We start from the raw sequence: 21,338 nt of genomic DNA on the forward strand, positions 1-21,338 counted from the left end.
AAGATTAACACTTGCAATTCGGCTTTTTAGCTTACTTCTGGCTAGCAAGAATTTCACTAACTGTTACACATTCATATCCTTCTTTTTGTAAGTAGGCTAACACACTATCTAATCCATCTGCTGTAGATTGATGAATATCATGCATTAAAATGATTGCGTTGTTGTGTAAGTTGTTCTTCACCATTGGAAGTAATTTATTGGCATTTCGGTGTTTCCAATCCAACGTATCAATTGTCCACATGACAACAGGGACATCGATTAAATCGGTTACTCGTTTGTTTTTAGCCCCATATGGAGGACGGAAAACCGTTGGATATTGACCTATTGCTTTATAAATGGCATCGTCCGTTGAATCAAGTTGTGACATTACTTGTTTTGAAGTCAGGCTAGTCAGTTTTGGATGATTCCATGTATGATTGCCAATTTCATGACCACTATTATAGATATCTTTTACTAGTTTTGTATTGTTTGGAACACGACGCCCTACCATAAAGAACGTAGCTTTTGCATCGTACTTGTTCAATGTTTTTAAGATTTGTCTTGTAACTTTCTCATGTGGACCATCATCAAATGTTAAAGCAACACGTTTACCTGTTCCAGTTGGTTTAACAGGTATGATAGTTTCTTTACTTATCGCACTTGTTCTAAAGGAATCTGCCAATATTGGATTTAAATAAGACATAGGAACGATAACCGTTGGAGTGCCGGCTGAAGGATCAGCAATTTCTCCACTATTATAGTAAACAACCAAACGGTCATTAATAATAGCTAAACGTTTATAGTTTTTCCAATAAGGAGCAGTACTACTATCCAGTTTATCTGTATAAACGTTCTTGCCTAAGTTTTTAGTAAGTTGATTTTTCACGTACTTTGAAAAAACTTCTAAATTCTCAGTTTTCTGATTGAATAATTGATAAGTGCTAACAAGCTCACCTGAATGGTTATTGAAAATATAAGTTTGATATGAAATGTCATAGTTAGCTTGATCGACTGTTAATTTATTTTTAAAAACAATAGAATAGTAGCTGTTATTATGTTCGTGAATGTCTAAAAATAACTGATATTTACCTACGACATCTTTATCCGGATGAGCATTTTTATAAAGTCGAACGGCATTAAAATAATTTTCCTTTGATTTAGTTATGTATTGTGAAATCTCTTTATTTACTTGTTCGAATTTCGTTTTTGGATAGTAAAGAGTATAAGGCATTGTAGGATCTTCAGAAGTCTCTGTCACAATTTGAATATCTTCAAATTCAGATTTAGTTTCTGATAATAACTTTTGTGTATCATTAACGATTTCACCTTTTGTCTTGGCAGAAATGGAACTCTGAAACTTTGAATCTCCGTTTGTAAAAATAAATATTCCAATTAAAACCGTGAGTGTGAAGATTGAGCTAACCAATACATAATCTACCCACGAACGATGCTTTTTTTGACGATCGTTATTCAACGAAACTACACTCCTTTTGTTTTATTGTTGTCAGAATTCCTACACTTAATTAAAATTGAGAAAAGTATGTAATGAGATTTACGTTTCTGTTCGATAATATGAGCATGGAGAAAAAAGGAGATTAACACACGCAATGGAAACTAAAGAACAGAATTATGAAATGGCTCTCGATACGTTTTTGCTAGCGGGCAAAATTATGATGGAAAGCGGTGCGGAAACATATCGAGTAGAAGATACAATGCTCCGAATGGCACGCTCCCAATCAATCGAGGATGCACAAAGTTATGTAACACCAACAGGAATTATCCTATCGCTGGGAAGAAGGCAGATTACGAAAATAACTTCCATTTCGACTAGAATTACTGATTTACACAAAATAGCCAAAGTGAATAGTGTTTCTCGTAAGCTCTCAAGTAAAATAATAACATTAGAAGAAGCATATGACGAGTTGCGAAAGATACAAAAAACAAATTATTTTTTACCCGTCCATCTTCAAATTTTAGCCGCGGCGATTGCAAGTAGTTGTTTTATGGTTTTATTTAATGGATTGTGGTCAGATATACCTGCAGCTTTTGTCGCGGGTGGGGTAGGATACTTTGTAGTAATAATTATTCAGGATATGACAAAAGTTAAGTTTTTCTCAGAATTCTTTGCCTCCCTCGTAGTAGGATTCATCGCCTCATTAGCTGTTCATTTTGATTTAGGAAGTGAAATGGATAAAATCATTGTCGGTAGTGTAATGCCACTTGTTCCAGGGGTATTAATTACAAACGCAGTACGAGACTTGATGGCTGGCCATTTTACAGCGGGTATTGCAAAAGGTACTGAGGCATTTCTGACTGCATTTGCAATCGGTTCGGGTATTGCGATTGTGGTAGCATTTTAAGGAGACGTTGCAATGGAAATCTTTCTACAATTATTATTTAGTTTTATTTTCACAGCATGTTTTGGTGTGATTTTCAACGCACCTACAAAGGCGATTCCTTATTGTGGATTAGTAGGGTCAATAGGGTGGATAGTATACTACGTTCTAATGGACTATGGGGTAACAACAGAAGTGCAATCATCTTTTATAGGAGCATTTATTGTTGCAATTGTTGCTCAGGTTTTTGCTCGTCGATTTAAAATGCCTATGATAATTTTTAACGTATCAGGAATTATACCTCTCGTTCCAGGGGGTATCGCTTATAATACTATGCGAAATATAGTAGAACTAGACTATAACCTAGGTATTCAAAATGGTATGCGTGCTTTTATGATTTCAGGCGCAATTGCAATGGGACTCGTTTTTGCTGAGGTAATTATTCAATTAGTAATGCGTATGTTTAATAAAGGGAAAACGTCAATGCAAACTTACGCAAGGGCTAAACGAAGAGAAAAAGGGGGACATCTATAATTGAGATGTCCCTTTAATAATGGAGTAAGGTTTAGCGCATATTGAGCCCTAGCAAAGTATATTTTTAAACCGTAGCTACAAGATTGCTTACTTCTAATTCAGTAATAGGTTTACTAATTAGGAAGCCTTGTATCGCATCGCAACCATATTGTTCTAGTAAATTTCTTTGTTCAATTGTTTCAACGCCTTCTGCTAAAACAATTAAGTTCATAGATTTACCAAACTGAACCATCCCGTTAATTAATCGTTGTGTCTTCTCAGATTGTAACAAGGAACCAATAAAGGCTTGGTCAATTTTTAAAATACTTATTGGTAAGAGCTGCATATAACGGAATGAGGCATAACCAGTTCCAAAATCGTCTAGTACAAATACAATTCCTGCATTTTCAAGTTTACGCATTTGATTAATGATGGATGTTTCAGCCTCAGCTTCTAATGCAAACTTTTCAGTAATTTCAATTTGAATTAAATTTGCAGGACAACCTGTTTTCTCCAAAGTGTTTAATATTGACTTTGCCATGTTTTTATCACGGAATTCGCGAACAGATAGGTTAATACTTACCTTTAAATTTAACCCCTCATTTTTCCATTTAGCAGCTTGCTTACAAGCTTCTTCAATTACAAAGGAACCAATATTATTAATTAAACCTGACTCCTCTGCAATCGGGATTAATTCATCTGGAGATACTACGCCAACTTCTTCATCTTCCCAACGAACAAGGGCTTCTACAGCGATAATATCTCCAGTTTGAAGATCCACTTGTGGTTGGTAAAGTACTTTAAGATTTTTCTGATCAAGTGCAAGTAATAATCGTTTCTCAATTACAGAACGACGATTTAAAGCTTTATGTGTTTCGCTTGATAGTGAAAGTATACTGTCTCCACCGGCTTCACGGACGTTTGCTATTGTTGCAAGGGATGCTTTCATTAATTGGGCAAAGTTCGATTGATCTTGTGGTGAATGAGTAATACCGCCACTAATAGAAATAGGGACTGCCATATTTCCAATATAAATAGGGTTTTGCTTTAGGTATGTTAAGAACCCTTGAATAAACCATTCGCCTAAAGGAGTAATCACTACAAAGTCATTTTCATTAATGCGAGCCATTAAACTGTCTTGGAAATAAATTTTCATACGTTTTGTAAACTCAACAATTAAATTATGATCTAATTGATTACTATGGAGTTCTCGCAATGTATAAAATTTATCGATACTCAGATAAACAAATAAGAAATGACGACCTTCTTCAATCATATCCGTCACGATATTTTCAAGACGGTGAACATTCATAAGTCCTGTTTCTGTATCAATATATGCGATTTTTTCCAACTGTAATGTTAATTTCTTTTCATTTGTTATATCTTTTTCGATTAAAATGTAACGGTAATTTTGCTCTATATGAGAATAAGTGGGGATTGCTGTTAAATGGACCCAATACAATAGACCATCCTTTGTAATCTTTTCGACTTCGCCTTCCCATATTTCTCCTGAATTTATTGTCTGCCAAATAGTTTCAACGATTTCAGCACTTTCAGCTGTCTCGGGAAAGAGTTGCCAAAACGTTTTTCCTATTATGCGTTTAGGTGTCCAATGACTTGTTTTTAAAAAGGCTTGGTTACCATGTGTAATAAATCCTTCTGCATCCAAGTTGACTACCATAAAAGTTGAAAGAAGGCCATTTTTTAAATCTATTAACTCCTGTGATGTATCATCTGCACGAGTCATCATTTCATCTAGTAAGCATGTGACTAAAATAGAGGATTCATTTTCTAATTCACATGGTGTTGTAATTAACGTAGCCATCATAAATGTATCGTCACTTGTTACCAATTGAACTTGTTCAAAACGAAGTTGTTCTTTTCCAAGTAATATTCGATTCCATGATTCTTCAGGTAAGGATGATAATAAACTATTGTTCAGATAATCTTTTGCGAATTCATTATTAGAATAACCGAAATATTTAGTGCATAGATCGTTTGAAACAGTTACTATTCCTTGTGTATTTAGTACAAAAGTCGGGAAGGGAGCAAATGTTACTATTTCTTTACTAATTTTATAAGATGTATTTTCACGGCTCATAACTAACCTTCTCCTTAAAAATCGTATATTCATACTATTATTATAAAGTTATTGTAGCGAATAGTCATTATCTATCTATTATTAAGATTTTGATAATAATTGAATGAGGTACTAAAGTACTGAGAGTGTTCCTAAATTGTTAAATAAATGTCATTTTAAAATACGATTTTAGAATGGGGGGTGAATTGGGTATAGGATGGAGGAGGATATTATTAGTAAGTCTTATATTGTGATTATAGGGTCTATAGAACTATTTGTTCGAAAGAGGAAATTGGAAATTTTAAGTATATATGTATCGTATTAAAGCTTTGATTCTTAACGATAAAAGATAGTTACATACGGTGTTATAATCAGAAAAAATAAATGTAATATATTCTTGCTTAAAGTTATCATTTCTATCTATGTTTTCAATGGAATAAAACGATTAGTTGTATGGGTATAGGCAGAAAATTACAATTTAGTTTTTAAATATGAACAAAGTGTAAACGAAGATAACTATCAATTCACTACACGTTTTCTATATTAAAAGGTGTATAGTTGGTTTATAATGCGTGTTTATCTATTGGGAGTGAGATAGTGAGAACAGTATTTTCATTTATAAAACCGTATAAAGTACCAGCAATTATAGCGCTATGTTTAATGTTAATGGAGTTAGCAGTAGAGCTTGTACAGCCGCTAATCATTGGGAAAATTATTGATGACGGTATCGTGGCGAACGATATGAATAGCATTGCTATCTGGGGCTTAACCTTACTTGGCTTAGCATTTTTAGCCTTTACAAGTGGTGTTATTAATTCGTATTTCAGCGCCCATGCAGCACAAAGTTTTGCTTTTGATTTAAGAAATGCACTTTTTAGTAAAATACAATCCTTTACAATGGCAACTTATTTGAAGTTTCCTACATCAGGATTAATTACGAGATTAACAAGTGATGTACAACAAGTACAAACCGTCTTTTTTATGAGTTTACGGATTATGATGCGTGTACCACTTATGGTAATCGGAAGCTTAATTATGGTGTTTTTCGTAAATTCAAAAATGGCATTATTTTTAATGATTGGTGCACCAATATCTTTTTTATTTTTATTCTTCATTGTGAAAAAAGGCGTACGTTCTTTTGCGCAAGTTCAAAGAAGATTGGATAAAGTTAATCGTGTTTTACAGGAAAATTTACAAGGCATTCGGTTAGTAAAAGCTTATATGCGTTTAAGTTATGAAGGTAATCGATTCGAACAAGTTGCAGGCCACTTAAAAACGGATACAGTAAAAGCTTTACGAATTATGGAAATCATTATGCCTGTGCTACTTTTTGTTATGAATGGAAGTCTTCTTATTGCCATTTGGTTTGGGGCAATTGATGTTAAAAATGGCCATGCTCAAGTTGGGGAGTTAGTTGCAGTTGTTAACTACGCTTTACGTATGACTGGTTCATTTTCAATGTTTGCCTTCATTATTAATGCGTTTTCTCGTGCGAAAGCTTCTGCAGAGCGAATGGAGGAAATATTAATTGTAGAACATGGAACGGAAACTAAATCCTTTGAAGTAAACAACTTGGTGGAACATAAAGTAGGGTCAATACAATTTGACAAAGTTTCGTTTAACTATCCAAATTCAGATCGGCAAATATTAAATAATGTATCCTTTACTGTAATGGAAGGGGAAAAACTCGCCATTATGGGAGCAACAGGGTCAGGAAAGTCTACATTATTAGATTTACTGCCACGTTTCTATGATGTCACATCAGGAACCATATTCATTAATGGTCGAGACATAAAAGAATGGCCTTTAGAAAGATTGAGAGCTATGTTTGGTTATGTACCTCAACAGTCGATGCTCTTTACAGGTTCCATATCTGAGAATGTTCGTTGGGGTAAACAAGATGCAGAACTAAATGAAATCATAAATGCAACGACTAAGGCGCAAATTCATAACACACTAGAAAATCTTCCGAATAAATACGAAACTCGGGTTGGACAAAAAGGCGTTAATCTTTCGGGAGGACAAAAACAAAGATTATCCATAGCCCGGGCACTAATTCGCAAGCCACCAATTTTAATATTGGATGATAGTACGAGTGCATTAGATATAAAAACGGAGGCTGCTTTTTGGGAGGATATAAGGGACGAACAGGCTACGATGTTTGTGGTTACTCAAAAGGTGCGTACTGCAAAAGAAGCAGATAAAATTTTATTGCTCAATGAAGGACAAGTTATCGCCTTTGGAACCCATGAGAAATTAATGCAAATGAGTGAAGAATATAGACAAATAGCAAAATCTCAAGCAGAACAGGTAGGTGAATCGTAATGAACTTTTTCCAAAAGCCCTTTGGATATGAACCATTATTATCGAAAGAAGACTTAAAGAAATCTGGGAAAAAGAAGAAGGGCCCCCGTGCAAGTGATTGGAAAAGAACCCTACTAAATATTTGGAGAATAGTAGATGAACAACGCGCTTTACTTATTGTTGTGTTATGTCTTGTCATTATTAGTTCTACCATGTCATTGCTTGGCCCATTATTAATTGGTCATATTATTGATGACTACGTACTAAAATTTAACTTTGATGGTTTATCAACAATGATTATTATGCTAATTTTCATCTACCTGTTATTAGCATTAGCATTGTTTTTCCAAAATTATTGGATGATAGGTATTGCCCAACAGACAATTTATCGAATGCGTACAGGGGTTTTTCATCAATTGCTGAGATTACCTGTTTCGTTTTTCGATAAACGTCAACACGGAGAATTAATGAGTCGAGCAACGAATGATATCGAAACGGTTAGTTCAACATTGAATACGTCCTTTATTCAAGTGTTTTCTAGTATTTTGACTCTAACTGGTACGTTTGTGGTCATGCTGTATTTAAGTCCTATATTAACTTTGTTAACAATGTTAATTATTCCGTTAATGTTTATTGCTACACGTTGGATTACAAAGAGAACAGGGAAACTATTCAAAGAGCAACAAGCTGCTTTGGGTGCATTAAACGGAATGATAGAAGAAACCATTTCGGGGCAACGAATTGTTAAAGCATTTTCCCAAGAAGAAAGAGTTAAGCAAGAATTTCGGGAAAAAAGTGAGCAACTAAAAAGAACTGGTTTCTGGGCGCTTACTTATTCGGGATATATTCCAAAAGTGATGAACTTATTGAATAATATGAGCTTTGCTATTGTGGCAGGTATTGGGGGAATTTTAGCATTTAATGGATATGTTTCAATTGGAACGATTGTGATTTTTACTGAATATGCTCGACAATTTACTCGACCATTAAATGATCTAGCTAACCAAGTGAATACGGTATTGTCTGCTATTGCTGGTGTAGAAAGAGTATTTTCAATTATGGATGAGGACAAAGAAGATGATATTGGTAAAGTAGCTGACACTCATCAACTTCTTGGTGAAGTGGAATTTCGAAATGTACATTTTAAATATGAATTAGCTGAAGAAACACAGACCTTAAAAAATGTTAGTTTTCATGTTTATCCAGGACAAACCGTAGCGCTAGTAGGGGCAACAGGTGCTGGGAAAACAACCATTATGCAATTGATCGCACGGTTTTACGATGTTGAAAGTGGAGAGGTTTTATTTGATGGAATTAATGTAAAGGATTTAAAACGTTCTACATTGCGCAATCAGATGGCCTTTGTTTTGCAAGATTCTTTCTTATTTGAAGCAAGTGTCTATGACAATATCCGATACGGTAAGCTAACTGCTACAAATGAAGAAATTGAAGAAGCTGCAAAAAAGGCAAATGCCCATGATTTTATTATGAAACTACCAAATGGCTATAACACCATTTTAACAGCAGATGGTAGTGGAATTTCACAAGGGCAAAAGCAATTACTTTCAATTGCGCGGGCACTTGTAGCGGACCCTAAAATATTATTACTTGATGAGGCGACAAGTAGTATCGATACTTTGACAGAAATTAAGATACAAGAGGCGTTGGAAGTATTAATGAAAGGCAGAACAAGTTTTATCATTGCCCACCGATTAAATACGATTCGTCATGCGGACATTGTTTTAGTAATGAAAGAAGGGCAAATTGTTGAATCTGGTACTCAACAACAATTATTACAAAATAGGAATGGAATTTACGCTAATATGCTAAAACAAACTGGTATTTTATGATAAGGGAATAACATGTAATTAGTGATTTGACCTTGCTACCTTGATAGTGTTCCTCTAAAATTAGAAGATATTAAAATAGGCTTTAGGAGCGAGAGTAATACATGAACTTTTCAATTATCACAGCATCCTTTCCAATAGATTCGGAAACATACAAAGAAATAAAAGCTTTGTGTGATGATGCTTGTAAAATAGATCAATATAATTATAGTGTTTTATTAAATTTACCTATTTCTCAAAATACAAATGTCAGAGGATTTTTTGTTCTTGCATATGATGATGATAAGGACGAGTTAGTCGGAGTATCAAGTGCAGTGGATCAAATGGGGTTGAATACATATGAGTGGTCAATTCTAGTTGCTCCAATGTATAGAGAAATTGGGATTGATGAAGCTTTACTTAAAGTGTTAGGTGATGGACTACATCAACGTGGTGCTGAAGGAGAGCTTTCATTAGTCATTCAAAATGATAAATATAGAAGAAAATTTGTTGAAAAATACGGCTATACTTATAGCTTTTCAGAAGCAACTTTTGAAGCAAAGCCTCAAATTTTCGATGAGAACGACCGTATATATATTCGACCTTACTTTGAAGCAACTGATAAAGAACGTTTAATTGAAATCTACGGTGAAGCTTTTGGTGATTTAATGGAAGAGTCACTAGAACTGATTTCTTACAATACGACAACAGAAGGTAGAATTTTGTGGATTGCTTTATTGGATGATAAAATTGCTGGAACTGTTACGTCTGTAAAAGAAGGCGATGTCCAATGGATTACAGCACTTGCAGTTCATCCGGATTTTCAAGGGCAAGGTGTTGCAACAGCACTTCTTAATTGGGTAAAAGACTTTGCTTTGAGAAATGGTGAAAATTTAATCATGCTTGAAGTAGAAATTGAAAATGAAAGAGCACTTGCTGTTTATGAAAGAGCAGGGTTTATTAAGTCTATGCAAGTAGATTATTTTGTATATAATGGTTAAGTTAAAATTATGAAGTCCCAGATCAATTTTGGTCTGGGTCTTTAATTTTCGTTAAGGTATTTTCTGAATCCAAAAGTTACTCATTGAGCAAATAATGGTTTTTGTTATAATGTAAAGATGTGAACTTAAAGATAAGGATGTTGAATAGATTCATGGAACAGGAAAACTTGAGTCCAGTAAAATTAATGTGGAAAATGACTCGACCACATACATTAACGGCAACCTTTGCACCTGTTATTTTAGGAACTGTTATTGCTCTATTTGAAGCCAAAATAGATTGGTTGTTATTTATTGCAATGATGCTTGCTTGTCTAGCATTGCAAATCGCAACGAATTTGTTTAACGAGTACTATGATTTTAAACGAGGATTAGATACTGCCGATTCAGTTGGAATTGGTGGTGGAATCGTTCGTCATGGTTTAAAACCTAAAAATGTACTTACGGTTGCATTGCTTCTCTATTTAATAGCAATGATTATCGGTGTCTACATTTGTATGAATAGTAGTTGGTTGTTAGTGGTAATTGGGTTATTTGGAATGGCGGTAGGTTATCTTTATACAGGTGGACCAATTCCAATTGCTTATACACCATTTGGAGAACTTTTTGCAGGAGCTTTAATGGGGACAGGCTTTGTATTAATCTCCTATTTTATTCAAACAAACACGTTATCGACGACAGCAGTGTTAATTTCGATTCCTGTTGGGATTCTAGTTGGTGCTATTAATATGGCAAACAACATACGTGATATCGAGGAAGACACAAAAGGTGGACGTAAAACCCTTGCAATCCTTTTAGGTAGAGAAAAAGCAGTGAGTGTTTTAGCATTTTCGTTTATTGTTGCTTATTTATGGATTATTGTTCTTGTATTAATAGGAAGTATTAGTCCATGGGCACTTATCGTACTATTAACAATTAAAAAGCCTATATCTGCAGTGAATGGATTTAAAAAAGGTGAAAAAGAACCACAATATATGCGTGTGGCAATGAAGTCTACAGCAATCACAAATACTTTATTTAGTTTTGTATTATCTATTGGATTATTTATTAGTTATATCATTTAATATTGCAAAAAAAGTTGAAGGGCAGCTCATGTTGCACCTTCTTTTTTTGTTTAGAAGGTTTCAGTCAAATTATTTGGATTATCGAATTATTTTCAGACGTTAAACCGTAGATATAAGAAGTTAAAATGGAAAAGTTAGAGGTTATATAGTGAAGAACGATGATCGGATGAATGTCGAAATAAGTAATGTGCATTTATCACGGGATATAATAAATGATATATCCAGTAATTTTCATTAGAAGAATGAGATATTGATAAAGTAAATAGCACCTTATAAATTTTTGTCAACCTAGATGACATTTTCGTTATATTGTTGCAGTGAAGTTCCTCGAATTTTGTTATTGAATAAAAACTATAGTTTAAAATCTTTTTTCAAAATACATAAATTAAAAATAGAGAGATTGTTCCCTTAATATCAAATAATATTAATTGTTTTTCAGTCAACTTAATTGACGAAAATGTTATTGTTACTGACATAGAAATGTTGATTTTTTAAGATAAATGGCGAAAAGTAATAATGATTTGTGATTTTTTTCAATATCTTGTTCAACAGTTGAGAATATAGAGAGATTAGAAAAGTTTTTTGTAAACTAAGTTGACTAACTTGATATTCTTGAAAAATAAGTTTGTCAGTGTAAGTAAATGTTTGTCACCAATAAGAGTAGAATAAATGAATTCAAGATATTTTTCAAAAAAACATACAAACGCTTTAATTACAATATAGGCTACCTGTTTTTTTGTAAACTAAGTTGATGATTAAAGTATTCTAAACAAATAAACGATGTAAATTTATATCTGGACTTGTCGGTATTTGTATCTTGCAGGTGCGCTTATTATAACAGAGTTATCTATGATGTGTAAATTTATGAAATAATGAGCTAGAAATAGAGTCTCATAATAGAGCAGATGAATTAATATGATGTGATGATAGTGGATTTTTAGATGAAATGCTGCAATGGGACAAGGTGGTAGAAATATTGAAACTAGCACAAGCTTTGTTTATATTTGTTTTGATTTATATTGCATCTTTTATTCTTTTGTATGACGGATCGGTATTAGAAACTCTCCAGTATTCGATTATTATGTGGACAATCGTTATGATGATTAAAAGATAGCTTCATTTTAGGGTCCTGTGAGGTAGCAGGATCTTTTTGTGTTATTTGAAAATATGAAAATGTCAATGTGGTTGACAAAAATAATAACCAACAAGTTTTATATATGAAAGATTATAGAGATAACAAAAATATTGATAAAAATTAATTATTATACTTGAAAATTGATGCAAATTAGCAATAATTTGCGATAATTATATAAAGAAAGTTTTCATGTCAATTAAGTTGACTAAAAAGAGTGTTATTAACCCTAAATTGTTAAATTTAAAAGCTGTTTACACAATAAAATTAGTAAATCTAATAACTTTATTAATAAAGTATCTGATATCCAGATGATAAAGGATATCCTTATTAAAGGGTTTATTATTACTAAAAAGTAATATCGTCAACATAGTTTACATAAAAATCTCCTTTAATTGTTTATTTATTAATTATAGATACACGCTCTATGAAAAATCTCTGAATCAATAACTTATTTCAATAAAACATAACCTATCAAAAGGGTGATTGCTTTTGTACAAAAGTACAATCGTCAACTAAGTATACAAAAAAACCCTTATTGAATGTTTCATCAATAAGGGGTGGTGAAATGTAGGTGATTATTAAGCTGATAAACTACATTATTTTAATAAATTAAGACGTTGTTGCAACAAATCAATAGGTATAAATAAGCCGACACGGCCATAATCGTCTGTCTTTGTGGTCGCAAAGATAATACCGATTACCTGACCTTCATTATTAATAACCGGACTACCGCTGTTACCACGATAGACAGGCGCATCTAACATAATGACTTGTTCATTCCAATCATTAAGTAAAATGTAATCAATGACTTCACCTTTATTGGCAATGCCAGAGAAGTATAATGGGTTACCAATAAAATAAATGGCTTCATTTTTAATAAGTTCATATGTATCTGCTAACGAAAGGTAGGGGAGGTTTGTACCTTCAACTTTTAATATTGCTAAATCGATATCGGGGTAACTTTCAATAACCTCGCCTTTATATAGACCATCATCTGGAAATGTTACGGTGATTGTAAGTGCATCATCAATGACATGTTCATTTGTAACGATATATCCATCCTCTGAAATTGAAAAACCTGTTCCTTTTCCACTATTCGTTTTCACTTCAACTACTGATTTTTTATAGTTCTTTATTTCTTCTTTTGATGAAAGTGATGCAGATGTTTTTAAAAATTCAATTGCAGGAATTGAGTAAATCTCAAAAATAACTGCAAAAGTACTAACCATTAGCATCAAAGCCATAACCCAAGCAATCACACGGACAAATGGCGGTTTCTTTTTTGTAGGTTGGACACCGGATAATCTTTGTTGTCTTGCTTTTTCAAGCGCTTCTTTTTGGGCTTCTAGGACTAATTCGATAAGCTCTTCTTCACTAATTGGATCTTGCTTATCTTTATGATCATTCTCCATTTCAACCCCTCCTAACGGTAATTCCTCATTCTATCATAAAGGACCAAAGGAATATTTGGAACAAAATCACACTAGTCTACTATGCTAATATTGAATTTCAATTAAAGATGTGAAATAATAATTTCAATTGTATATTATTTAAAGTTTTCTAGGGTTCCGCATAGAGATGGTCTGGTCCGAGAGAAAACCACAAATGTTTTGTGACACGGAAGGATAAAAGCCTGGGAGATACTATTATTAGTAATCTCTTTAGGCTTTTTTATTTTGATTGGAGGTAAATTTAATGAATGTACATTGGATAAAGGTACTTGTAGCAGCCGTTTTTGAAGTCTTTTGGGTTATTGGACTAGCTCATTCGAATGACTTTTGGTCATGGACGGGTACAATTATCGCGATTATCGTTTCGAACTATTTGTTAATAACAGCTGCCCAAACTTTACCAGCAGGGACGGTATATGCAGTTTTTGTTGGGTTAGGTACTGCTGGAGCAGTAATATCAGAAATTCTATTCTTTGGCGAACCTTTTAAATTAGCTAAAATTCTACTTATTCTACTTTTACTAGTAGGAGTAATTGGTCTAAAGCTGGTGACAGATCAAGACGAGCAAAAAGGGGTTGAAAACTAATGGCATGGATGGCGTTGATTTTGGCGGGACTATTTGAAACTTTCGGTGTTGCAATGATGAATCAGTTGAGTAAAGATAAAAACTGGAAACCTCTTGTATTATTTATACTCGCTTTTTGTATGAGTCTGTTTCTTCTTCAATATTCAATGAATACCATTGCAATGGGGACAGCTTATGCAATTTGGACGGGCATTGGGGTTGTAGGAGGTACCATTGTTGGAATGTTTTTATATGGTGAATCAAAAGACTTGAAAAGAGTTCTTTTTATCTCAATCATTTTAATCTCGGCTATTGGGTTAAAACTAATTGATGGATAGTTTACTTTTGTTCGGAAAGTATATTAATGAGAAAGTTTAACAGGGGTGAAACAATGGCAGATAAACATCATTACTTTTTTGCAGTAAAGCTTCCAAACGATGTGAAATCATTTTTACATAATTGGATTGAGCAAAATAGAGAGAAATTCCCATTTAAGCGTTGGGTACACGAAGCGGATTATCATATCACATTAGCGTTTTTAGGTTTTGCTGAGGAAGAAATGAAAATAAAATCGATTCAATCCGTGTCTTCTGCAATTTCTGATATAGGGCCATTTTCTTTAACATTAAGTAATATAGGTACATTTGGATCACCGAAAAGTCCACGTATTTTTTGGGCTGGTGTAAATGAATCGCAAATTTTAAATAATTTACAAAAACAAGTGTATCAACAGTGTATTGAGGTCGGTTTTCAATTGGATAAAAAACCTTTCCGCCCCCACATTACATTGGCCAGAAAATGGGAGGGAGAACAGCCTTTTGATATAAATTCTCTTATCCCAATACTTTCTGAAGATGGTAAGGAAGTTTCATTTGAAGTGAATGAAGTTGTGCTATATGAAACACACTTAGATAAATCCCCTAAGTATAAAGAATATGCAGTTTTTTCATTAAAATAAGAGATAAAGGGCTGTACAGAAAGGAAATTTCTGCACAGCCTTTAAAAAATTTTGTGTAGAAGACACATAATTTATCTCATATTTTATATATTAAGATAAAGGAGTGATATCCAATGAGAATGCCTGCGTTGCCACAACCTACAGTAGTTGAAAAAAGACCAAGAAAATCCGTATTTCATTATTTTAAAAAGGTGTTTTGGAACAAAGTTTTGAAGAAACGTTCCTTTGTAAAGGTTCCTCCTAGTCAATAGCTGTCCTGTGCTAATATCTGTTGCATAGGATAGCTATTTTTTGATTTCATCTAACAAAAAGGACTCCATATTAGGTCCTACTAAATACAATTCATGCATTGCTCTAGTTAAGCTCACATACAACAATTTCCGATCAATTGGTGTATCAAAATAAGGTGTATCAAAGGCAACAATAATAACCGCATCAAATTCAAGACCTTTTGCTAAGTAACTTGGAACGATTAGCAATTGAGTTTTTCCAAGAACAGAATCCTCTTTTAAAACGGCTGCTTCAATGCCGGATTTATTCAGTATCTTTGAATACAATAAAGCTTCTTTAGATGTCTTACAAATAAGTGCAATAGAGCGATGTCCTCTTTGAAGTAACTTTTCATAAATTTCTTCAATTATTCCTGCGCTAAATTTTTCACTTTCTACAAAAGTAGGGATGTTTCCATGACGTACAACAGGTTCAACTAACGGAAGGTCTTCATCCATTTTAGATAAAATTTTGTTTGCAACTTCCATTATTTCAATCGTTGTACGGTAACTTTTTTGCAATGTGAAATAGTTTGCACGGGGGAATAGATTTAATACGGAATCCCACTCGGTAACCGAACGATAACTATGAATCCCTTGAGCTAAATCTCCTACCATAGTAAACATATCGGTTTCTAAACCAGCTTTTAATGCTGCTAATTGGAATAAACTATAATCTTGGACTTCATCAATGAAAACAACTCGCATTTTCCACTGCTCGGGAATTCCTTTAATTTTCGCATGTAAGTAATATAGGGCTGCTAAATCTTCAATTGCCCATCGTTCTTTTTTGTGATATTGAAGAAACTTTTCTTGTTCTTCCATTGTCCATTCAGGTGCTAATTCACTTAAAAGAATGCGATCAGTCAAAAATTTACGATAAAATAGTTTAGTTTTTACTTTCTCAAATCGTCGCATATAGGCTGAAGCGGTGGTTTTAGCTTCCGCTTTAATCTTTGGTAAGCGTTCGTCCCGTTTATCAATAAACTTGGTAACCATTTCTCTTCGTTTGTCAGGGTCCCGAAGTCCGCTAAGTGCTTTTCCTATCATGTCTTCATAACGTTTATTTAAAGTATCAATGACTGACTTCGATTTTCTTTTTACTTCTGCTTGTATCACTTTCTTGATTCGCTCTAGACGTTTTTCAATAGGCATATAAGAAAATTCAATTAAAAACAGCTTTTTTAAATGGCTACCTCTTATAATTTTATATTTTTCGATGGAGACATCTTCATCGAAAAGAATAGCAAGTTGCTGTTCGTGCATAGTTAAGTAGCGATCTAAAATATCTCGGTAAAATAGGGTACCTTTTATTTTGGGAATATTAAAGGCAGGGAGTGTATCAATTCCGTCTTCAACAATAGTTTCAAGTTGCTCGTTAGGGTTTTGTAGTTTTAATTTAATGCCAATTGCCTTTTGAACATATTCTTCGTAGGTCGTTTGACAAATATGTTCAACACCAAGTTCAGGTAAAACATTCCCGATATATTCAATAAACAATTTGTTAGGCGCTAATATCATAAGTTGCTCAGGGTTAAAATGTTCACCCATTGTATATAAAAAATAAGATATGCGGTGAAGAGCAATGGTTGTTTTTCCACTTCCCGCGGCACCTTGAACGAGTATAGGTTGACGAAGGTGGGCTCGAATGATTTCATTTTGCTCCTTTTGGATAGTTGCAACGATTTCGGTTAATCGAACGTCGGCTTTTCCAGAAAGAGCATCTTGTAAAAGCTCGTCATTTGTTGTTAAGTCTATATCTTGGAAGCTAAGTAGTTCTCCATCTTCAATTTTATATTGGCGTTTTGAATAAAGATGTCCGGTAAAAACCTCATCTCGAACAGGATATGTAATTTCTCCAAGTCGGCCATCATAATAAACGTTAGCAACAGGAGAACGCCAATCTACAATAATGGGTTCAAGTGTCTCGTTGTGAAATAATGATGTCTTCCCGATGTATAAAAGTTCTTCAGCTTCTCCAGTTCTTTGAAAGTGAATCCGTGCAAAATAGGGTTTCTTTTTAACAGCCTCTAGGCTATCTTTTTGATTAAGAGCCATTTCGAAAAAACGAGAATTTGTTAAAATGTTAATATAGCTATCACTGGAATCAATATATTCAAGATTAGCCATGGATTCTTTAATTTTTTCTTGAACTGCTTTCAAGTCTCGTTGTGAAGCTTCCAGAATTTGCTCCATATATTGTTTTGTGTAATTTAATCGATCTACTTCCTTCTCAAATTCTGGATGTTGGAAAGATTCCTGTTGTTTTTTAGACACATTAAAACCCCCAATCTATATTTACTTAAAATTTAGATATTAATCTTACTAAAATCCCTATAAAAAGTGAAGTTTCATTACATTTTGTTGTATATTTTTTACAATTAAATGGCATTATAGGAATGTACTCCTAGTAGAATAGGAGCCCTAGCTGATATACTTTTTTAATATTTTGAAACATAATGTAATCAATTAATAATATATTAAAAATACTTTAATTAAAGATAATTATCTGGGGGTAGGTTTCTTGGAAAGTTTAATTTATTCCACAATAGATTTAGAAAATGAAATATACAATTTACGTAAACGAATGATCGAAATAGGCAGAAATAAAGGACTTCTACACCCAGAGACAATAAAATGTAGTCAAGAATTAGATGTAATTATGAATCAATTTCAAAATTTAAAACCAAATTAAAATTCTATATGGAAGCTAATTACTTCAAGTAATTAGCTTCTTATTTTTTTGTAAATACTTCGATTGACTATAAAGTTGTATCATACATATACTATATTCAAATATATGTTTGAATAAGAGGTGGCTGGTTTGCCCAAAGAAAAAGATTTTTGTGAAGTGACATGTGTAGATGAAGAAAAGGTCTTAAAAATTCAAAATAAATTAGATGAAGAACAACCCGTGGAAGTGTCCAAAGTATTCAAGGTATTATCCGATGAAACAAGAGTGAAAATTGCCTATGCGTTAACGATTGAAGATGAACTTTGTGTTTGTGATGTCGCAAATATAGTTGGAACTTCAATTGCCACTGCATCTCATCATCTCAGGTTATTGCGAAATTTAGGGTTAGCGAAATATCGTAAAGTGGGAAAATTAGTTTATTACTCATTAGATGATGATCACGTTAAACAACTGATAGAAGTCGCTTTTGCTCATCAAAAGGAGGTGGCAAAAGATGAATGAGGCAAATGAACAAAATAAAACGGTGTATCGAGTTGAAGGTTTTTCCTGTGCGAACTGTGCTGGGAAGTTTGAACGAAAAGTAAAAGAGCTTGCTGGGGTACAAGATGCAAAGGTGAATTTTGGTGCCTCAAAAATAAGTGTTGTTGGTCATACCACGGTTGAAGAACTTGAAAAGGTAGGGGCATTTGAGAATTTAAAGGTATATCCTGATAGGCCGAAAAAACAAAAAGTTTATCGAGTAGAAGGTTTTTCCTGTGCAAATTGTGCAGGGAAATTCGAACGTAACGTAAAACAATTACCAGGCGTACAAGATGCAAAAGTAAATTTTGGCGCATCGAAAATTAGTGTTATAGGCGAAACAACCATCCAAGAGCTAGAAAAAGCAGGAGCCTTTGAAGGCCTTAAAGTTATGCTAGATAAACCTACAGCAGTAATTGAGCCGAAAACAGAGAAGGTTCCGTTCTATAAAAAACATCAAGTTCTCATTTTTTCTGCTCTACTTATTGTACTAGGTTATCTTTCTTCTTATTTAAATGGTGAAAAGAACGTAATCACAATATTATTATTTTTATCTGCAATAGTCATTGGTGGCTATTCTCTTTTTAAAGTTGGTCTAAAAAATTTAATCCAGCTTGATTTTGATATGAAAACATTAATGACTGTGGCGATAATTGGTGCAGCCATAATCGGTGAATGGGCTGAAGGGGCAGTTGTCGTTATTCTCTTCGCAATAAGTGAGGCATTGGAGCGCTACTCAATGGATCAAGCGCGGCAATCCATCCGGTCATTAATGGATATTGCACCAAAAGAAGCACTCGTTAGACGTCACGGCCAAGAAATGCTAGTTCCCGTTGAAGATGTTGCAATTGGAGATATTATGATTGTGAAACCAGGTCAGAAAATTGCAATGGATGGCATCGTGACTAATGGAAACTCCATCGTTAACCAAGCCGCGATAACAGGGGAATCTGTACCTGTGGTTAAAACAGTAAACGATGAAGTATTTGCTGGAACGTTAAATGAAGAAGGCTTACTAGAAGTACGAATTACGAAGTTAGTTGAAGACACTACTATTTCGAAAATTATTGAACTTGTAGAAGAAGCACAAGCCGAACGAGCACCATCTCAAGCGTTTGTTGATAAATTTGCAAAATATTATACTCCCATCATTATGGTCATTGCTGCATTGGTAGCAATAGTGCCACCCCTTGTATATGCAGGCGATTGGGGAGAGTGGATTTATCAAGGTTTATCCGTTCTAGTGGTTGGTTGCCCATGTGCTTTAGTTATCTCAACCCCCATTTCAATTGTATCTGCCATAGGTAATGCTGCGAAAAAAGGTGTGCTTATTAAAGGTGGCGTTTATTTAGAGGAAATGGGGAATGTAAGAGCGATTGCCTTCGATAAAACAGGTACAATCACGAAAGGAATTCCAGTTGTAACGGAATTCGAGGTGTTAAATGGAGAAAATGAAGAACAAATTTTATCATTCATTGCTGCACTTGAATATCGTTCAGGTCATCCTCTTGCCAGTGCGATCATAAAAAATGCCGAAGATAAGCAAACTTCTTATTTAGATATTAACGTTGAAGATTATACTTCCATCACTGGCAAGGGTGTTAAAGGATCCATAGATGGAATTACGTACTATGTTGGAAGTCTACATCTTTTTAACGAAATAACTTTAGTGGAAAGTGAAATTAGTCAACGAATTGATACCCTTCAGAATCAAGGGAAAACTGTAATGCTTTTTGGGAATAAGCAAAAAGTGTTGGCAATTATTGCCGTTGCTGATGAAGTGCGTGAATCAAGTCGTAACGTAATAAATTCTTTACACGAGCTAGGCATTAAGAAAACAGTGATGTTAACTGGGGATAATACAGCTACAGCCAAAGCAATTAGTAGAGCTATAGGGATTTCTGAAATAAAAGCCGAACTAATGCCAGAAGATAAATTAAATTATATAAAATTGTTAAGAAGTGAGTATGGAAAGGTCGTAATGGTAGGAGATGGAGTAAATGATGCTCCAGCTTTAGCAGCTTCAACAGTAGGGATTGCGATGGGTGGAGCAGGTACGGATACAGCATTGGAAACAGCAGATGTTGCCTTAATGGCTGATGATTTAAGTAAACTACCATTTACTATCAAATTAAGTCGTAAAGCCTTAAGGATTATTAAATCCAATATTACTTTCTCATTAGGAATCAAGCTACTAGCCTTATTGCTAGTCGTACCAGGATGGCTAACTTTATGGATTGCCATATTTGCCGACATTGGTGCCACATTAATTGTATCACTAAATAGTATGCGGTTAATGAGGGTTAAAGAGTAAAGGTGCCGTCTGAAAATTATTTGAGACGGTACCTTTGCGATTGCCATTAGCACTTTCATCGTAGATAAATTGCGACGAGGATGGCATTTTTATGTGACCACCGCAGAAGAAATCAACTTACTTCAAAACATCTCCTTTCTATATTGAAACTTTTAGGAAACTTATTCGTATACAAAATAAATGCAATTATGGAAAAAACGTTAAATTTATTTACAAGAAGGAGAAAGAGTTTATTTTGTATCATTGACTGAAAAAAATATTATTTTTAGTCTATTTTATTACCATTACGGAAGCATATTATTCTACGCTTGTTATTGAAGAACCAAAGATGC

Annotated in this window: 17 protein-coding genes and 1 riboswitch; of the genes, 13 read left to right on the plus strand and 4 right to left on the minus strand. The window is 33.9% G+C overall.

The genetic code is table 11. The features are described 5' to 3' along the window. Positions 1–31: 31 nt before the first annotated feature. The gene (locus D8M03_RS17645) at positions 32–1,453 is read right to left on the minus strand and encodes a polysaccharide deacetylase family protein (protein ID WP_170148378.1); all 1,422 of its coding nucleotides are present in this window, start codon (positions 1,451–1,453) and stop codon (positions 32–34) included. Positions 1,454–1,586: 133 nt separating this feature from the next. Between D8M03_RS17645 and D8M03_RS04285 the strand changes: the two genes are divergently transcribed. After that, positions 1,587–2,339, plus strand: coding sequence for a threonine/serine exporter family protein (locus tag D8M03_RS04285; RefSeq protein ID WP_121213469.1), 753 nt, complete (start codon positions 1,587–1,589; stop codon positions 2,337–2,339). A gap of 12 nt (positions 2,340–2,351) precedes the next feature. Then, positions 2,352–2,849, plus strand: a complete 498-nt coding sequence (locus tag D8M03_RS04290; RefSeq protein WP_121213471.1) for a threonine/serine exporter family protein — start codon at positions 2,352–2,354, stop codon at positions 2,847–2,849. 64 nt (positions 2,850–2,913) lie between these two features. On the opposite strand, the gene D8M03_RS04295 is transcribed toward D8M03_RS04290, so the two are convergent. After that, the gene (locus D8M03_RS04295) at positions 2,914–4,929 is read right to left on the minus strand and encodes a putative bifunctional diguanylate cyclase/phosphodiesterase (RefSeq protein ID WP_121213473.1); all 2,016 of its coding nucleotides are present in this window, start codon (positions 4,927–4,929) and stop codon (positions 2,914–2,916) included. Between the two features lie 576 nt (positions 4,930–5,505). Between D8M03_RS04295 and D8M03_RS04300 the strand changes: the two genes are divergently transcribed. From D8M03_RS04300 to D8M03_RS17650, 5 genes are all read left to right on the plus strand, one after another. Beyond that, positions 5,506–7,233 (plus strand): ABC transporter ATP-binding protein, encoded by a 1,728-nt coding sequence (locus tag D8M03_RS04300; RefSeq protein ID WP_121213475.1) that lies wholly within the window; start codon positions 5,506–5,508, stop codon positions 7,231–7,233. After that, entirely contained in the window at positions 7,233–9,062 is a 1,830-nt protein-coding gene (locus tag D8M03_RS04305) for an ABC transporter ATP-binding protein (RefSeq protein ID WP_121213477.1), read from the plus strand. Before D8M03_RS04300 ends, D8M03_RS04305 begins: the two co-directional genes overlap by 1 nt. A gap of 101 nt (positions 9,063–9,163) precedes the next feature. Next, complete coding sequence (locus tag D8M03_RS04310) at positions 9,164–10,039, plus strand: GNAT family N-acetyltransferase (RefSeq protein WP_121213479.1); 876 nt, start codon at positions 9,164–9,166, stop codon at positions 10,037–10,039. A 152-nt stretch (positions 10,040–10,191) separates the two neighbouring features. Next, a complete protein-coding gene (locus tag D8M03_RS04315) occupies positions 10,192–11,100 on the plus strand; it encodes a 1,4-dihydroxy-2-naphthoate polyprenyltransferase (RefSeq protein WP_121213481.1) in 909 nt (302 codons plus the stop codon). A gap of 976 nt (positions 11,101–12,076) precedes the next feature. Then, a complete protein-coding gene (locus D8M03_RS17650; protein WP_170148379.1) occupies positions 12,077–12,214 on the plus strand; it encodes a hypothetical protein in 138 nt (45 codons plus the stop codon). Between the two features lie 617 nt (positions 12,215–12,831). Here D8M03_RS17650 and D8M03_RS04320 read toward each other — a convergent pair. Further along, the gene (locus tag D8M03_RS04320; protein ID WP_121213482.1) at positions 12,832–13,647 is read right to left on the minus strand and encodes a S1C family serine protease; all 816 of its coding nucleotides are present in this window, start codon (positions 13,645–13,647) and stop codon (positions 12,832–12,834) included. 137 nt (positions 13,648–13,784) lie between these two features. Continuing rightward, a riboswitch (guanidine-I (ykkC/yxkD leader) is annotated at positions 13,785–13,877 on the plus strand. Positions 13,878–13,930: 53 nt separating this feature from the next. Here D8M03_RS04320 and D8M03_RS04325 point away from each other — a divergent pair. From D8M03_RS04325 to thpR, 3 genes are read left to right on the plus strand one after another with little or no spacing between them, the layout of a single operon-like run. Beyond that, positions 13,931–14,272 (plus strand): DMT family transporter, encoded by a 342-nt coding sequence (locus tag D8M03_RS04325; RefSeq protein WP_121213484.1) that lies wholly within the window; start codon positions 13,931–13,933, stop codon positions 14,270–14,272. After that, positions 14,272–14,589 (plus strand): DMT family transporter, encoded by a 318-nt coding sequence (locus tag D8M03_RS04330; RefSeq protein WP_121213486.1) that lies wholly within the window; start codon positions 14,272–14,274, stop codon positions 14,587–14,589. Before D8M03_RS04325 ends, D8M03_RS04330 begins: the two co-directional genes overlap by 1 nt. A 53-nt stretch (positions 14,590–14,642) precedes the next feature. Next, positions 14,643–15,209 (plus strand): RNA 2',3'-cyclic phosphodiesterase, encoded by a 567-nt coding sequence (thpR, locus tag D8M03_RS04335; protein ID WP_121213488.1) that lies wholly within the window; start codon positions 14,643–14,645, stop codon positions 15,207–15,209. A gap of 284 nt (positions 15,210–15,493) precedes the next feature. On the opposite strand, the gene helD is transcribed toward thpR, so the two are convergent. Further along, complete coding sequence (helD, locus tag D8M03_RS04340; protein ID WP_121213581.1) at positions 15,494–17,674, minus strand: RNA polymerase recycling motor HelD; 2,181 nt, start codon at positions 17,672–17,674, stop codon at positions 15,494–15,496. A 328-nt stretch (positions 17,675–18,002) separates the two neighbouring features. Here helD and D8M03_RS17945 point away from each other — a divergent pair, with 328 nt between their 5' ends. From D8M03_RS17945 to D8M03_RS04355, 3 genes are all read left to right on the plus strand, one after another. Continuing rightward, entirely contained in the window at positions 18,003–18,173 is a 171-nt protein-coding gene (locus D8M03_RS17945; RefSeq protein ID WP_253423025.1) for an aspartyl-phosphate phosphatase Spo0E family protein, read from the plus strand. Positions 18,174–18,302: 129 nt separating this feature from the next. Beyond that, positions 18,303–18,674, plus strand: coding sequence for an ArsR/SmtB family transcription factor (locus D8M03_RS04350; RefSeq protein WP_121213490.1), 372 nt, complete (start codon positions 18,303–18,305; stop codon positions 18,672–18,674). Beyond that, entirely contained in the window at positions 18,667–21,006 is a 2,340-nt protein-coding gene (locus D8M03_RS04355; RefSeq protein WP_121213492.1) for a heavy metal translocating P-type ATPase, read from the plus strand. Before D8M03_RS04350 ends, D8M03_RS04355 begins: the two co-directional genes overlap by 8 nt. The last annotated feature ends 332 nt before the right edge of the window (positions 21,007–21,338 follow it).

Origin of the sequence: Ureibacillus endophyticus (assembly GCF_003628435.1) — a bacterium.
GTDB classification, from domain to species: Bacteria; Bacillota; Bacilli; order Bacillales_A; family Planococcaceae; genus Ureibacillus; species Ureibacillus endophyticus.

Coding starts and splice junctions, on each gene's coding strand:
- D8M03_RS04285 (WP_121213469.1), top strand. CDS start 1,587: ATGGAAACTAAAGAACAGAATTATGAAATGGCTCTCGATACGTTTTTG.
- D8M03_RS04290 (WP_121213471.1), top strand. CDS start 2,352: ATGGAAATCTTTCTACAATTATTATTTAGTTTTATTTTCACAGCATGT.
- D8M03_RS04295 (WP_121213473.1), bottom strand. CDS start 4,929: ATGAGCCGTGAAAATACATCTTATAAAATTAGTAAAGAAATAGTAACA.
- D8M03_RS04305 (WP_121213477.1), top strand. CDS start 7,233: ATGAACTTTTTCCAAAAGCCCTTTGGATATGAACCATTATTATCGAAA.
- D8M03_RS04310 (WP_121213479.1), top strand. CDS start 9,164: ATGAACTTTTCAATTATCACAGCATCCTTTCCAATAGATTCGGAAACA.
- D8M03_RS04315 (WP_121213481.1), top strand. CDS start 10,192: ATGGAACAGGAAAACTTGAGTCCAGTAAAATTAATGTGGAAAATGACT.
- D8M03_RS04320 (WP_121213482.1), bottom strand. CDS start 13,647: ATGGAGAATGATCATAAAGATAAGCAAGATCCAATTAGTGAAGAAGAG.
- D8M03_RS04325 (WP_121213484.1), top strand. CDS start 13,931: ATGAATGTACATTGGATAAAGGTACTTGTAGCAGCCGTTTTTGAAGTC.
- D8M03_RS04330 (WP_121213486.1), top strand. CDS start 14,272: ATGGCATGGATGGCGTTGATTTTGGCGGGACTATTTGAAACTTTCGGT.
- thpR (WP_121213488.1), top strand. CDS start 14,643: ATGGCAGATAAACATCATTACTTTTTTGCAGTAAAGCTTCCAAACGAT.
- helD (WP_121213581.1), bottom strand. CDS start 17,674: ATGGAGCAAATTCTGGAAGCTTCACAACGAGACTTGAAAGCAGTTCAA.
- D8M03_RS04355 (WP_121213492.1), top strand. CDS start 18,667: ATGAATGAGGCAAATGAACAAAATAAAACGGTGTATCGAGTTGAAGGT.